General features: G+C 35.4%; 11 protein-coding genes. 8 read left to right on the forward strand and 3 right to left on the reverse strand.

The window, feature by feature from the left end:
* Position 1: 1 nt before the first annotated feature.
* The 8 genes from Z053_RS0108665 to Z053_RS0108700 are packed head-to-tail and all read left to right on the forward strand — an operon-like array spanning position 2 to position 13,293.
* Positions 2 to 907 (forward strand): aldose 1-epimerase, encoded by a 906-nt coding sequence (locus tag Z053_RS0108665; RefSeq protein ID WP_025664639.1) that lies wholly within the window; start codon positions 2 to 4, stop codon positions 905 to 907.
* Entirely contained in the window at positions 900 to 2,903 is a 2,004-nt protein-coding gene (locus Z053_RS0108670; RefSeq protein ID WP_025664640.1) for an MGH1-like glycoside hydrolase domain-containing protein, read from the forward strand. Before Z053_RS0108665 ends, Z053_RS0108670 begins: the two co-directional genes overlap by 8 nt.
* Positions 2,904 to 5,945, forward strand: a complete 3,042-nt coding sequence (locus tag Z053_RS0108675; protein ID WP_152538280.1) for an aminotransferase class III-fold pyridoxal phosphate-dependent enzyme — start codon at positions 2,904 to 2,906, stop codon at positions 5,943 to 5,945. It begins immediately after the preceding gene.
* A 7-nt stretch (positions 5,946 to 5,952) separates the two neighbouring features.
* Complete coding sequence (locus Z053_RS28135) at positions 5,953 to 9,093, forward strand: glycoside hydrolase family 2 TIM barrel-domain containing protein (protein ID WP_035095574.1); 3,141 nt, start codon at positions 5,953 to 5,955, stop codon at positions 9,091 to 9,093.
* Between the two features lie 6 nt (positions 9,094 to 9,099).
* A complete protein-coding gene (locus tag Z053_RS0108685) occupies positions 9,100 to 10,680 on the forward strand; it encodes a solute:sodium symporter family transporter (protein ID WP_025664642.1) in 1,581 nt (526 codons plus the stop codon).
* Entirely contained in the window at positions 10,681 to 11,832 is a 1,152-nt protein-coding gene (gene galK, locus Z053_RS0108690; protein ID WP_025664643.1) for a galactokinase, read from the forward strand.
* A 1-nt stretch (position 11,833) separates the two neighbouring features.
* Complete coding sequence (locus Z053_RS0108695) at positions 11,834 to 12,277, forward strand: YybH family protein (RefSeq protein WP_035095576.1); 444 nt, start codon at positions 11,834 to 11,836, stop codon at positions 12,275 to 12,277.
* Positions 12,271 to 13,293, forward strand: coding sequence for a UDP-glucose--hexose-1-phosphate uridylyltransferase (locus Z053_RS0108700; RefSeq protein WP_025664645.1), 1,023 nt, complete (start codon positions 12,271 to 12,273; stop codon positions 13,291 to 13,293). The genes Z053_RS0108695 and Z053_RS0108700 overlap by 7 nt, the downstream gene beginning before the upstream one ends.
* Positions 13,294 to 13,668: 375 nt before the next feature.
* On the opposite strand, the gene Z053_RS0108705 is transcribed toward Z053_RS0108700, so the two are convergent.
* The 3 genes from Z053_RS0108705 to Z053_RS0108715 all read right to left on the reverse strand — a co-directional run bounded on the left by Z053_RS0108705 (position 13,669) and on the right by Z053_RS0108715 (position 15,253).
* On the reverse strand, positions 13,669 to 14,010 hold the full coding sequence (locus tag Z053_RS0108705) for a hypothetical protein (protein ID WP_025664646.1): 342 nt from the start codon (positions 14,008 to 14,010) through the stop codon (positions 13,669 to 13,671).
* Positions 14,011 to 14,285: 275 nt separating this feature from the next.
* Positions 14,286 to 14,456 (reverse strand): hypothetical protein, encoded by a 171-nt coding sequence (locus Z053_RS31440; protein ID WP_160112049.1) that lies wholly within the window; start codon positions 14,454 to 14,456, stop codon positions 14,286 to 14,288.
* Between the two features lie 224 nt (positions 14,457 to 14,680).
* Complete coding sequence (locus Z053_RS0108715; RefSeq protein ID WP_025664647.1) at positions 14,681 to 15,253, reverse strand: REP-associated tyrosine transposase; 573 nt, start codon at positions 15,251 to 15,253, stop codon at positions 14,681 to 14,683.
* Positions 15,254 to 15,487 lie beyond the last annotated feature (234 nt).

Here is a 15,487-nt window from a genome sequence, read left to right on the forward strand (position 1 = left end):
TTTGTATCAAATAAATCACATAAAAGAACAAATACATCCTAAGCATCATATTGAACTTTTAACCGCAGATCAAAGTTCAAGCGCTATAATAGCTTTAAATTTAGGAGGAAGCGTACAAAGACTATCCATTAAAGGCAAGAGTATAATAGCTGGGTTAGAATTATTAGATTATAATACTACCTATGCTTCTGCTGTTTTATTTCCTTTTGCCAATAGAGTAAAGAATGGAAAATATAGTTTTGAAGACAAACAGTACACCTTAGACTTAAATGTAAAAGAAGAAAACAATGCTTTACATGGCCTAATATATAATAAAACCTTTCAATTTATAAAGGAAGAAACTTGTGTTGATCATGCCACCGTAACCATTGGGTATGAAGAAACTAAAAGAGTAAAAGGATTTCCTTTTAAATACACTATATATTTAACATACACTTTATCTGCCAATGCCTTAGAGCTCTCTGTAGCCGTAATCAATACTGACAAAACTCCTTTTCCTTTTACTATTGGCTGGCATCCATATTTTTTAAGTAGTGATTTACACGAGAGTTTTCTTACGGTTGAAAGCAATAAAAAATTAGTATTCGACAAGGATATGATTCCTATGAAGATTAAAGATATTACTATAAAGGGGCCTATCCAGATCAAAGACAGACTTTTTGATGATTGTTATATTCTTAATACTAATTCAGCAAAATTTAATACCCCAGACTATTGTTTGATGCTTGAGTCTTCTTCTGAAGAAAATTATCTGCAAGTATTTACACCTGAAAAAAGAAATATAATAGCTCTCGAACCCAAAACAGGGCCTTCTAATAGTTTTAATAACAAACTTGGATTAAGCACCCTTAATCCAAAAGAAACCTATAAGATAAATTGGAAAATTAAACTTCAGAACAATGAATAAAAATGCTCTATTTATACTAATTTCGGTTCTCATATCGTGTTTTGGTTGTAAAAAACAAACAAAAGCAACACCAGCCGTCGTTACCCCAAAAAAATATCTCTCGTATAGTAAAAACATCCTAAACTATAGCGTTACTCCAAAAGATTCTATAGATAAGTCTGGTTTGATGTTTTCAGATCAGGGAGCATGGTTTGCCTACAGTTTTCCTGATTCTATTAGCCCTTCTCCCGGGTTCTCTGGCCCATTTTTAATGACTCAGCAAAATGGAATTTGGAGCAGCAAAATGCTTGTAAAATTAAATATTGAAGGCATTTCATGGAGTGCATATAAAACAACCGCATATAACAGTCATTTAGAACAAATCTTTACAAACAATGATCTAATATTAAAACAAAAACTGGTATTTGCCTCTGGACACTCGGCATTAATACAGTATACGCTTACCAACAAGACCGATAGAACCATCGACTTGACGTATAATTGGAAAAACCAGCAGCTTTTAACAAAAACCCTAAGGTTAGAAGCGGCAGAAAATAAAATTACTATACGCTCCTCAAAATCAAATGCTATGGGGTATATTGTATTTCCTGATGAAACAAAAATCACAAGTACCGATAGCTCTTATGTTACCAATAATCAACAACTACAATTAAAACCAAAAACCAGTAAAGAGATTGTGGTTTCTCAGACTTTTATTTTTCCCGAATACTCCTGGGAAGAAGAGCAAAAAACGATCACCTCTATTGATTTTGATACTACCTTACGCAAGCGCAGTATAGAAAAAGAAACACAGTTAACATCTTTGATCGACGCAAGAAAAGAAAAATATCAAGAAGATAAATATGCCAAATTAATGGCCAAAGCGCACCTTACCTTACAAAACAATTGGCGTATTGCTGCAGGAGAAATACAACACGAAGGATTGTTCCCCAGTTATCACTACAAGTGGTTTAACGGGTTTTGGTCATGGGATTCGTGGAAACACGCTGTTGGATTATCTTATTACAATACAGAATTAGCCAAAAAACAGATGCGGTTAATGTTCGAGTTTCAGAATGAAGATGGTTTTGTAGCAGATTGTGTATACAGAGATACAAGCATAGAAGATCATAACTATCGAGATACAAAACCACCATTATCTGCATGGGCGGTAGTTAAAATTTATGAAAAAGATCATGATCTTGATTTCGTAAAAGAATTGTATCCTAAGCTTAAAAAATATCATTATTGGTGGTATCAAAAACGAGATCATGATAAAGACGGACTATGCGAATATGGATCTACCGATGGAAGTCTTGTTGCTGCCAAGTGGGAAAGTGGTATGGATAACGCCATTCGTTTTGACGATTCAAAAATTCTTAAAAACGAAGAAGGAGCCTATTCTTTGGATCAGGAAAGTGTTGATCTTAATGCATATCTCTATGCAGAAAAACTGTATTTAGAAAAACTGGCAGAAGCTATTCAAAAAAATGATGATGTAAAACAATATCTGGCAGAAGCAAAAAAACTAAAAGAAACAATTCAGAATCAATTCTATGACCCTGCAGATGGTTGGTTTTATGATACAAACCTAGACGGAACAACATTTATAAAAGGAGAAGGTAGCGAAGGATGGACACCTCTTTGGGCAAATGTAGCAACCCAAAAACAAGCAGAAGCCGTAAAAAACAAGATGATGAACCCCAATAAATTTTATACCAAAATGCCTTTTCAGACCATGTCTGCAGATCATCCAAAGTTTGATCCCTTAAAAGGGTATTGGAGAGGCCCTAATTGGCTGGATCAATCTTATTTTGGTGTAAAAGGATTACTCAATTATGGATTCAATAAAGAAGCAGATCAGGCTACTGCGCAAATCATCGAAGGAGCAGAAGGATTATTGGAGAAAGGAAAAGCAATTCGAGAAAATTATCACCCATTAACAGGCCAAGGCTTACATGCACAAAATTTTAGCTGGAGTGCAGCACACATTATAATGCTATTAATAAAAGAATAGATGATGAAATATTCGACCTTACAGGTAACTACTAATCAGGCAGAACAAATACTACAACAATTGTTCGGCATTACAGGAAAAGCCTCTTCTCTTCCTGGAGAAATTGATTTTAATTTTAGAATCAAAACTGAACATGGAGATGGTTATATTCTAAAAATATCAAGACCTGACGAACATATTAATTATCTGGAGTATCAACAACAGCTATTAGAATACGTAGAGAAAAACGGAAAAGACCTTATAGCACCAAGAGTAATTAGAGATAAAGAAGGCAATGACATATCCGAAATTATAGATGAAAATAATGCGGTTAGAAAAGTACGTCTATTATCCTGGATAAGTGGTAGAGTGTGGAGTAGTGTAAATCCGCAATTAGATACGTTGCGATACAGTTTAGGAGAACAATGTGGCTTACTAACAAGTGCTTTACAAGGGTTTGATCACCCCGAAGCACATCGGGAATTTGTTTGGGACATCGCACAATCTTTATGGACCAAAGAACATGTACACCTCTTTGAAGGAGAAGAAAAGGATATCATTTCTTTCTTTCAAAATAGATTTGAAGCTATTCAGGATTCATATGCTACTCTTAGAAAATCGGTAGTTCACAATGATGCTAACGATAATAATGTTATTGTTTCAGAAGACTTGATTCATCCCAAGGTTAAAGCTGCAATCGATTATGGAGATGCGATACACACTCAGATCATTAATGATGTAGCTATTGCCTGTGCGTATGCTATAATGAATCATAACGATCCGCTAGAAGCGGCTTTACCAATACTACAAGGATACCATGCTACTTTTCCGTTAAAAGAAGATGAAATCAAGTATCTGTATGTAGCAATAGCTATGCGCCTGGTAATTTCTGTTACAAAATCAGCTATTAATAAAATCAAGGAACCCGACAATACATACTTACTAATTAGTGAAAAACCAGCCTGGGAAGTATTAAAAAAATGGAGGCAAATTAGTGAAGAGTATGCTCATTATAGTTTTAGGCATACCTGCGGATACTCTGCACATCCTAATGAGAAGGCTTTTAGCGTTTGGGTAGAAAATAATAACTACTCCTTATCAGAACTATTTCCTACGGTTCAAAAAAACGAGGTGTGCCTTTTAGATTTGAGCGTATCCAGCAAATGGGTTGGGCATCAACAAGAATTTAATGATTTAGACATATTTCAGTTTAAAGTAGATCGTCTTCAAAAGGAAAATACAGATAAGATTATTGCAGGCGGGTATTTAGAACCCAGAGCACTATATACATCAACCACCTATGATAAAATAGGAAATAGCGGACGAGAAAGTAGAACGGTCCATCTTGGGATAGATTTTTGGCTCCCTGCCAATACTCCGGTTCATGCCGTATTAGACGGAGAAGTTGTAACCGCATTTAACCATGCCGGAGACAAAAACTACGGAGGGTTAATTATACTTAAACATCAAACAGATTCATTAGAATTCTATACACTATATGGGCATTTAACTGTTGATAGTACGACACAAAAACAGCCCGGAGATAGTATAAAAAAAGGAGAGTGTATTGGATACCTTGGTGATCCGGCTCAAAACGGAAATTGGGCTCCACATCTACATTTTCAGATTATGCTTTCTATGCTGGATTATACAGTAGATTTTCCTGGAGTAGCCTATTACAATCAAATAGAAGTGTGGAAAGGATTATGCCCGGATCCAAACTTGTTATTCAAATTAGAAAGTCTGAATTCTCAAAGTGATACCACTAATGAAGAATTGATCACTTACCGAAAAAAACACCTTGGTAAAAGCCTGAGTTTACAGTATAAGATGCCTATTAAAATGGTGCGTGGATCTGGGCAATATCTAATAGATCAATATGGTAAAAAGTATTTAGATACCGTAAATAATGTAGCTCATGTAGGGCATGAAAATTATGATGTAGTTAAAGCTGGGCAAGAACAAATGGCCTTGATTAATACTAATTCTCGCTATCTACACGACAATATTAATCAATTAGCCAAGGAGTTGATAGAAACTTTACCTCCAGAGCTAAATGTATTGCATTTTGTTAATTCTGGAAGTGAAGCTAATGAACTAGCCATTAGAATGGTTAAAGCTGTAACAGGAGAACGTGATATCATAGCTTCAGAAGTTGGGTATCATGGAAATGCCAATATGTGCATCGATATTAGTTCATATAAATTTGATGGTAATGGTGGTCACGGAGCCCCAGAGCACACCCATATATTCCCCTTACCCGATGCGTATAGAGGAAAATACAGGGGAGAAAACACAGGAGAACACTACGCTTTAGAGGTTCAGAATTGTATTGATGATGTACATAAAAAAGGAAGAGGAATTGGTGCTTTTATCATAGAACCCATTATAAGTTGTGGTGGCCAGATCGAATTACCAGACGGTTTTTTGCCTAAAGCCTACGAATATACCCGTGCCGCAGGAGGACTATGTATATCTGATGAAGTACAGGTAGGATGCGGAAGGCTAGGAAAAACGTTTTGGGGATTTCAATTATATGGTGTAACTCCTGATATTGTAACCATAGGAAAGCCTTTAGGTAATGGGCACCCACTGGCAGCTGTTGTTTGTACGCAAGAGGTAGCACACAAATTTGCCAATGGAATGGAGTACTTTAACACCTTTGGCGGAAACCCGGTTTCTTCGGCCATAGGAGCAGCAGTTCTTAAAACCGTAAAACGCGAAAATCTACAATCCCACGCTTTAGAAATTGGAGAATTTTTAAAAGAAGAATTAAAAAAACTAGCTATAAAATATCCAATCATAGGAGATGTTAGGGGACAAGGGTTATTTCTAGGTTTTGAGCTTGTAGATGATAATATGAATCCTTTGGCAGATCATGCTGATTATTTGGCCAACAGGATAAAAGATCACGGTATCTTAATGAGTACAGATGGCCCGGATCATAATGTATTAAAAATTAAGCCTCCCATTATTTTTACTAAAGAAAATGCAGAAGAATTAATTTTTTATCTCGATAAAGTATTTGCAGAAGACTACATGCAGAGTATTAAAGAAATATAACACAGTCATGAAATTAAAACATCTAATCATATTAGCAGGGATAATAGGGATATATAGTTGTAGTAAAGAGCCTTTACAACCTGTTTCAGAACAGACGAATCATTTTAATCATCAGGTATTCGAAGAAAATAAACTGCCTCCCAGAGCTACATTCTTTGGTTTTGAATCCAAATTGATAAAACAAAAAGAAAAGTCGAAGCGTTTTTTAAGTCTAAACGGAGATTGGAAATTTAATTGGGTAAAAGATCCTAAGCAGCGCCCAACAACTTTTCAACATAATGAATATATAGATCATGATTGGGGTACAATTCCTGTACCTGCAAATTGGGAAGTTCAAGGTTACGGAAAACCAATCTATCTCGATGAGAGATATCCTTTTACAACCAAATGGCCTAATGTTCCCGAAGATTATAATCCCGTAGGAACCTATAGAAAATTTATTCATTTAGATGAAAACTTTCTATCAGAAGATGTTATTCTTCATTTTGCAGGGGCTAAATCTGCCATGTACGTATATATAAATGGACAGTATATAGGGTACTCTCAAGGGAGTAAAACACCAGCAGAATTTAATATAACCCAATACCTTAGCAAAGGTGAAAACCTTATAGCATTACAACTTTTTCGATGGAGTGATGCCAGCTATGTAGAGAGCCAGGATATGCTTAGAATGAGCGGTATAGAAAGAGATGTGTATTTATATACACAACCCAAAGTGTTTGTTTCTGATTATTATACCTACACCAACTTAGATGAATCCTATACCAAAGGAGTTTTTAAAGGAGCCATATCTATCACCAACAGCCTTGAAGATGCTGCGACCAGAACGGTATCTGTTACGGTTTTAGATGGAGAAAATACTATTTATACTACTTCAGAAGAGATAAAAATACCGGCACAATCAAAAATTGATTTTACTACAGAAAAAATAATAGACAACGTGAAGAAGTGGTCTGCCGAAATTCCGAATCTATATAATTTGGCGATCACCTTAGAAAACCCTGATCAGGATAATAGTAATCAATATATTAATCGACATGTTGGGTTTAAACGCGTAGAAATTAAAAACAGTCAGGTTTTAATTAATGGTAAAGCCGTTTATATACGTGGTGTAGATCGACATGAGACCGATCCGTTTACAGGGCATGTAATCTCCAGAGCTTCTATGGAACAAGATATTAGGTCGATGAAACAACATAATATCAATGCAGTACGAAGTGCGCATTACCCTAATGATCCTTATTGGTTAGATCTATGTGATCAATATGGATTATATGTTATTGATGAAGCCAATATAGAAAGTCACCCATTAGCTATAGACGAAAAAACTCAAATCGGTAACGAGATGAGTTGGTTGCCTGCACATATGATGCGAACACAAAGAATGTTCTATAGAGATAGAAACCACCCATCTATCTATTCCTGGTCATTAGGAAATGAAGCGGGAGAAGGAGAAATTTTTAGAACCACTTATAGATGGTTAAAAGAACACGATGACAATCGAATTGTACAATATGAACCCGCCGGTAAAGAAGAGTATACCGATGTGTATTGCCCGATGTATCCAAAACCAGAATACCTGATTCATCATGGCCAATCTGATTCTGATAAACCTTCGATCATGATTGAATATGCACATGCTATGGGTAATTCTGTTGGCAATCTACAGGACTATTGGGATATTATTGAAAAATACCCGAATCTTCAGGGAGGGTTTATCTGGGATTGGGTAGATCAAAGTTTAGAATATAAAGACGAAAACGGGAACCCCTATTTAGCATACGGGCATGATTATCATCCTGATCTGCCCACAGATGGTAACTTTTTAAATAATGGGTTAGTAGATCCGTATCGAAATCCGCACCCCCACTTATCCGAAGTAAAAAAGGTATACGAGCCTGCACAATTTTATTATAAAGGAAAAGGAGCTATAGAAATAGAAAACAAAAACTTCTTCGAGGATTTTACCGATAAAAGTATTTCATGGAAAGTATTAGAAGGTGGCGCTAAAATAGCAGAAGGGAATGAGATTTCGGCATTTATATTACCTGGAGAGAGAAAAGCAGTAACACTAGAAAAATTCCCTAACGTTTTAGACAAAAACAAAGAATACATTCTAGAAGTAAGCTTGCTTCAGAAAGAGGCAAACTCATTACTTCCTAAAGGACATGAAATTGCGTGGGATCAGTTTGTTATTCAAAAAGGAACTGGATTTACAAATACACCTTCAGTTTCTAATGATTTAAAAATCACCTCTACAGATCAATCTATGGCTATTCAAAATAAAATAGTAGCTCTAAAAATTGACAAAAAAACCGGTGAAATCATTTCCTGGAAACATCATGGAATTGTGATTACCAATCACCCTATTAAACCTAACTTTTGGCGCCCTCCTACAGATAATGATCTAGGTAATGGTATGGATAAATGGGCCAAAATATGGCAAGATGCTTCTTATAATTATAAAGCAAAACTTGTCGAAAATCCTGTAACAAAAAATTCTGGTGTTTCTTATAAAGTAGCTTACTCACTTCCTGCAAACGAAGCAAATGTAGCCGTAACGTATCATATTAATGCCAATGGAGAAATGACGGTAGATTTTAGCTTTGCTCCAAACCAAAGTGATTTACCTAACATCCCAAGATTAGGAATGTACCTTACCGTACCCAATACATTTCAGAAAGTATCCTGGTATGGTAATGGTCCAGAAGAAAGTTATTGGGATCGCAAAACAGGAGTTAAAGCAGGGGTTTATACAGGTACTATAGATTCACAATTTCATACCTACTCCAGACCACAAGAAACGGGAAATAAAACAGATGTAAGATGGATGAAAATAGCTTCGAATACAGTAACTGTTAAGGCTAACAGCTCATCATCATTACTCAATTGTAGTGTATGGCCTTTTGCTATGACCGAATTAGATTTTAACAGCGAAAAAGATGGAGCTGCTTCGGCTTCGGGATTAGTTCCGGTTACTAAGAAACACGGGGCAGATATTAAAAAAGGAGAAACGATCCAATGGAATATCGACTACCAACAAATGGGAGTAGGAGGAGATACTTCCTGGGGACGCTTGGTACATGAAGAATACACTATAAAGCCAACAAAACACAACTATTCATTTACAATACAACCAATTAAATAAGAAACTATGCAGTTCATCACATTTATAGGGTTTACATTATTAGTAGCAATAATAGCTTATGTAAAAAGCAGAAAAACAGATGAATCTTCTTCTGATGGATATTTTCTGGGAGGAAGAAGTTTAACCGGAATCGTTATTGCAGGATCGTTATTATTAACCAATTTATCAACCGAACAAATCGTAGGGTTAAACGGAGCTGCTTTTAAAGAAGGAATACTGGTTATGGCATGGGAAACACTGGCTGCAATCGCCATGGTAGTTACCGCAGTGTTTTTATTACCCAGATATTTAAAAGGAGGAATAACCACCGTTCCTCAATTTTTACAAAGACGATACGATAAAACTACCAAAACAATCACCTCTGCATTATTTCTAAGCGGATATGTGGTGGTGTTATTACCTATCGTTTTATATTCTGGAGCATTGGCTATTAATACAATGTTTGATGTACCTGACATATTAAATGTTAATGAAACTACTGCTTTATGGATAACCGTTTTCGGAATCGGTATCATAGGATCTATTTATGCCATTTTTGGTGGTTTAAAAGCAGTAGCAGTATCCGATACCATTAATGCAGTAGGGTTACTGGTCGGGGGATTGTTAATACCAATATTTGGATTGATAGCCATTGGTGATGGTAGTCTTTTTGAAGGAATTACTACACTAACACAATCTCATCCCGAAAAATTCAAAGCATTAGGAGGACCAGAATCTTCAATTCCGATAGGAACTATATTTACCGGTATGATGCTGGTTCAATTGTTTTATTGGGGAACCAATCAGGCAATTATCCAAAGAGCTTTGGGAGCTAAAAATCTAAAAGAAGGACAAAAAGGATTGCTATTAGCTTCGTTTATAAAAATACTAGGTCCACTAATCGTTGTATTACCGGGGTTAATCGCTTTTCATATGTTTGGGAACACACTAGACAACCCAGATGAAGCATACCCTATGTTAGTGACCAAGGTACTACCTGCAGCTTGGGTAGGTTTTTTTGCAGCAGTATTGTTTGGTGCTATTTTAAGTTCTTTTAATTCGGCTTTAAACAGTTCGGTTACCTTATTCGGAATTGATATATACCAATCCCATTTTAAACCAGATGCAACAGAACGACAAACAGTAAGGGCCGGAAAAAGTTTTGGCATCATATTAGCAATTTTGGCTATGTGTATTGCGCCGTTAATTGCATATGCACCTGATGGCTTATTTGGGTATTTACAAAAAGTAAACGGGTGTTATAGTATTCCTATTTTAACTATTATTGTAGTGGGATACCTCACCAAATATGTTCCTGCAATTGCCGCAAAAATTGCTATCATTTCTGGGGTTGTTTTATATGTTGCTTATATCTTATTAGATGAATTTGTTTTTGTTGGGCAATTTCCTCACTTTTTACATGTAATGGCTATTCTGTTTGTACTTAATGTACTTATCATGTTACTTATAGGTAAATTTAGACCCCGAACAGAAGCTTATGAGCAACACTATACAGAACAAGTTGATATTACCCCCTGGAAACATCTTAACACTGTAGGAATTACGATCTGTTTGATCGTTCTAGGAATCTATATATACTTTGCATAAATGACAAATGAATCATTACTAGAAAAGGTAAAATCTACTTTTCTGAAACGATTTGATACTAAACCGGTATTATCTTTTTCTCCCGGCAGGATTAATCTAATTGGGGAACATACCGATTATAATGATGGATTTGTCTTTCCTGCAGCAATTAACAAAGGGATCGTTTCGGGAATCCAGAAAAATAACGCTATGTATTGTTCTGTCTATGCTATAGATACCGATGAGGTTTTAGAATTTTCGTTGCAAAACATACAACCTATCAAAAATGGAGGATGGAAAAATTATGTATTGGGAGTCGTTGCCGAAATTCTTAAAAGAGACAAAACAATCTATAATTTTGATTTGGTTTTTGCAGGTAATATCCCTCTGGGAGCCGGGCTATCCTCCTCTGCTGCCCTAGAAAACAGTGTCGCTTTTGGGTTAAATGAATTGTTCGAACTGGGGTTGACCAAAGAAGAAATGATTTATATCTCTCAGCAAGCAGAACACAATTATGTAGGAGTACAATGTGGTATTATGGATCAATATGCCAGTATGTTTGGAAAAGAAGGCAAAGCTTTATTATTAGATTGCAGAGATCTTAAAGCAACTTATTTTTCTATTGATTTTAAAGAATATGATATTGTTTTAATCAATACCAATGTAAAACATAGTCTGGCAGAAAGCGCATATAATGAAAGACGTTCGGTATGTGAGACGGTAGCAAAACACCTAGAAATATCTACGCTAAGAGATGCTACATATGAAGTCTTATTTGTCATTAAAGAAGAAATCAACGAAGATCATTACCAAAAAGCTTTATTTATCATACAAGAAAACGAACGAGTTTTAAAAGCTGCTATTGCTCTAGATAAAAAGGACTACACAACTTTTGGTGAACTACTTTTTGAGTCGCATAACGGATTACAAAATCAATATAACGTAAGTTGTGTAGAATTGGACTTTTTAATTGATCAGGCAAGGCAAAATCCCAATATATTAGGTGCACGAATGATGGGCGGTGGATTTGGCGGTTGTACTATTAACATCATTAAAAAAGGAACTGCTGATGCATTTATGAATACCATTGCACCCTTATATCATAAACAGTTCAACAAAACTTTAAGCCGATATGATGTACAAATTGCACAAGGAACGTATAAAATCACATAATATGATCACAAGATATCTATATATATTAGGAATACTAATAGGGTTAACCAGCTGTCATCAGGAAATAACAGTAGATGAGAAAGCCGATAAACAGCAAATTATTAAAGTACTGAAAGCACAGGAACAATCCTGGTCAAATCATGATCTCGAAGGGTATATGCAAGGGTATTGGAAATCGGATTCTTTAAAGTTTTACGGGAGTAGAGGATTAACCTATGGTTGGGATAATACATTAGCTAATTATAAAAAAGGATACCCAACTAAAGCCCATACAGGTATATTAAACTTTGTTATTAGTGATATTTCTCGAATTGATAGTGAGTCTTATTTTGTGATGGGAGAATATCATTTAGTACGCAGCGTAGGCAATGCCAATGGTACTTTTATGATCATTTTCAAAAAAATAAATGGTAATTGGAAAATTGTAGCAGATTCCTCATGTTAAATACAGCATTACGAGACTATTCCCACAGGCGCTATAATCCACTTACAGGAGAGTGGGTATTGGTATCCCCGCACAGGGCAAAAAGACCCTGGCAAGGCCAGGAAGAAGAAATCAATACACAATCATTACCTTCTTACGATAAAGATTGTTATTTATGCTCGGGAAACATGAGAGCAGGAGGAAAGAAAAATCCAGACTACCAGGATGTTTTTGTTTTTGAAAACGATTTTGCAGCATTGCAAAACGAATCTCCTTCTTTTGCGATAGAAGAAGAACTGTTTAAAGTAAAAAGTGAAACAGGAATCTGCAAAGTAATATGTTTTAGCCCTGACCATTCTAAAAGCTTAGCCAATATGTCTTTGGAGGCCATTGAAAAAGTGATTGAAGTATGGCAAGAAGAATATCAAAAATTAGGTGCGTTACCAGAGATTAATTACGTACAGATCTTTGAGAATAAAGGTGCCGTTATGGGATGTAGTAATCCGCATCCTCATGGGCAGATATGGAGCCAGTTTCATCTACCCAATGAGATCTTAAAAAAAGATGATAATCAACGGCGCTATTTTTCTAAACATGGTACATCGTTATTAGAAGATTATGTGATCCTGGAATTAGAAAAGAAAGAACGTATCGTATTTCAAAATGAACACTTTGTTGTATTAGTTCCTTTTTGGGCTATTTGGCCATTTGAGACAATGATTATTCCAAAAAAGAGACAATCCTCTATTTTAGAAATGAGTCGAAATGAGCGAATCGCTTATGCAGCATGTATTTCTGTATTGACCGGGGCGTACGATCAATTATTTAATTGTTCTTTTCCTTATTCTAGCGGGATTCATCAGGCACCAACTCATAATCTTGATCATACCCATTGGCATTGGCATATGAGTTTTTATCCTCCATTATTACGAAGTGCTACTGTTAAAAAATTTATGGTTGGCTATGAAATGTTTGGAATGCCCCAACGAGATATAACCGCAGAAACCGCTGCAACAATGCTTTATGAATTAATCTAACATAAGTTCGGTATAATTTATAAAACTGAAGAAGGTATAATAAAGAGGGGGTACTTACAAAGTACCCTCCCCCTACTGCAGAAGTACCCCCTCCCTAGTACAAACACAGGGCAATCCTATGTAAAACAGAGGTAACACCTCTGTTAAACACAAGTGCTGCTTCTGATTGAAGTACCCCACCCCTCTAATCGAAGTACCCCTAACCGGGATCAGAGGCCATTATACCCACTACCATAAGTACCCCCTGTAGCATATATACTACTAACATACCTACTTCTATAAGTACCTACCCCCACTTATATAAGTGGGTCTAGACCTGTTTTGGAGATTTTGGTAACAAACCTTGTAATGCTTTTTTTCAAAAGCACTAGTTTGCTACCCTAGTAATCTTTCAGCTTCTTTTATATCAGGTTCATTACCTAACTTTAGAACACTAGCCATCACTTCTAACCAGTGACCTTTATCATAACTATTATGAAATGAAGCTCCATAAAGTGAAGCGATAGGTGGATAAGAAGGAATTTCTTTTTCTTTTGCAATTTTAGAAAATAGTATTGCTAAATTTTCCTTATTCAGCTCTAAAGATTGAAACTTTTCTGGTAAAATATCAATAGTACAAAATAGGGTTAAGCATAAATTTGACAATGCTCTATAATCAATATTGCTTGGTAGGGATTGGTTTAAATAAGAAAAAAAGTCTTTTAAATTATTGTCCATAATTATAGTAACAAGTTGTTTGTTTTTTCCGCTGGCAATCGATGACGCGGATTTACAATCCGTGCTTTTAAAAACTATAAAAAAACAGCCATATTTATTAAGTGACTGTCTTTATATTTCGGTATGTTTCACGGATTACAAATCCGCGCTATCTTGGTTCTTAGCCTCCAAGCTTTGACGCCACTAGCGAGACGTTAGCATGAGCGGGGCTTTAATCGATCAACCAGAAATAAATAATACTAATAATATATTTTTCATTTTACTTTTTTAAAAAATTAAAATTCTTTTATTATCATTATGATCCCTCCTATAATAAATGCTATTCCAACACCTACAATCTTTGGAGTAAAACTTCCTCTTTTTTCTACATAATTTTGATAATAAATTAAAAGAAGAATACCACATATTATAAATAAAAAACCTAAAATTATATTAATAAAATCCATATGGCCATAATTTAATTTTCCTCTTTTTCTTGACTTATTATGGTTTCTGTAACTATTTCATAAAAAGTAAGATGGGATTCTAGAATTTGTTCAGATATTCCCCCGCTCGGGGGGATCAGGTCTCTTGCCCACCTAATCTTAAGCTATTGGGGTTAATTTTATTTTTTAATATCGTAAGTTGATAAAATACTGTCCCCGCTCCCGCTAGCGTCTCGCTAGTGGCATCAATGTTTTGTTAATCCAAATAGATATCCATCGCTATCAATCTCTAATACTGTATGGTCATCCTGATAATTTCTAGCACTACTATATTTCCAATTTACCGAATTGGTTACAAAACCTGATTCAACAGGATTATTGTGAATATAATCTATTTTTTGTTGAATCACTTTATCACTCCATAATTCTATAGGTTTATTGTGCTGCTGCCAAAATTGCATTCTGCTTACAGTAGCATTCTTTTTACCAGCCTTCTCAAACATCCATAACAACCATTCTTTCCTACTTTCCTGAAGGTTGTTCTCTATTTCTTTTAACAACTTTTTTGAAGTATATCCCTTAAAATCCCTAATCAATCCTGAAGGGTCATCATTTGAAGAACGAAACACCAAATGTACATGACTAGGCATAAAACAATACGCATAAACCTCCATACCTTTTTCTGATCTGCAATATGTAATACTTTCTGACAAAACAGATAAATATTGTTCTCGTATAAATACATCGATCCAATACACTGTAGCAAAACTTATAAAGTATAAACCTGATCTATTATAAAATTTATAATTCCTGCTCATTTTGCCAAAATACAATAGTACAGTTTCAAAAAATGAAACTAGAATATCTTAATCCAAATAAAAAACCAGCTACATCACTGCAACTGGTTCTTATCATTTATATATTCTTATCCTCTAAGCTTTGACGCCACTAGCGAGAGCGGGGGTAGTAGTTCTTCTCCTGTACGATCTCACTTTGGGATATAGTACCATCTTTGTTAGCGTCTTTGTAGGATAGTCTGATATTCCCTAAAT

Source organism: Aquimarina megaterium XH134 (assembly GCF_000520975.1).
Taxonomy (GTDB): Bacteria; Bacteroidota; Bacteroidia; order Flavobacteriales; family Flavobacteriaceae; genus Aquimarina; species Aquimarina megaterium.

Excerpts from the sequence above, each read along its gene's own strand:
- Z053_RS0108670 (WP_025664640.1), top strand. The coding sequence starts at position 900 with ATGAATAAAAATGCTCTATTTATACTAATTTCGGTTCTCATATCGTGT.
- Z053_RS0108675 (WP_152538280.1), top strand. The coding sequence starts at position 2,904 with ATGATGAAATATTCGACCTTACAGGTAACTACTAATCAGGCAGAACAA.
- Z053_RS28135 (WP_035095574.1), top strand. The coding sequence starts at position 5,953 with ATGAAATTAAAACATCTAATCATATTAGCAGGGATAATAGGGATATAT.
- Z053_RS0108685 (WP_025664642.1), top strand. The coding sequence starts at position 9,100 with ATGCAGTTCATCACATTTATAGGGTTTACATTATTAGTAGCAATAATA.
- galK (WP_025664643.1), top strand. The coding sequence starts at position 10,681 with ATGACAAATGAATCATTACTAGAAAAGGTAAAATCTACTTTTCTGAAA.
- Z053_RS0108695 (WP_035095576.1), top strand. The coding sequence starts at position 11,834 with ATGATCACAAGATATCTATATATATTAGGAATACTAATAGGGTTAACC.
- Z053_RS0108700 (WP_025664645.1), top strand. The coding sequence starts at position 12,271 with ATGTTAAATACAGCATTACGAGACTATTCCCACAGGCGCTATAATCCA.
- Z053_RS0108705 (WP_025664646.1), bottom strand. The coding sequence starts at position 14,010 with ATGGACAATAATTTAAAAGACTTTTTTTCTTATTTAAACCAATCCCTA.
- Z053_RS31440 (WP_160112049.1), bottom strand. The coding sequence starts at position 14,456 with ATGGATTTTATTAATATAATTTTAGGTTTTTTATTTATAATATGTGGT.
- Z053_RS0108715 (WP_025664647.1), bottom strand. The coding sequence starts at position 15,253 with ATGAGCAGGAATTATAAATTTTATAATAGATCAGGTTTATACTTTATA.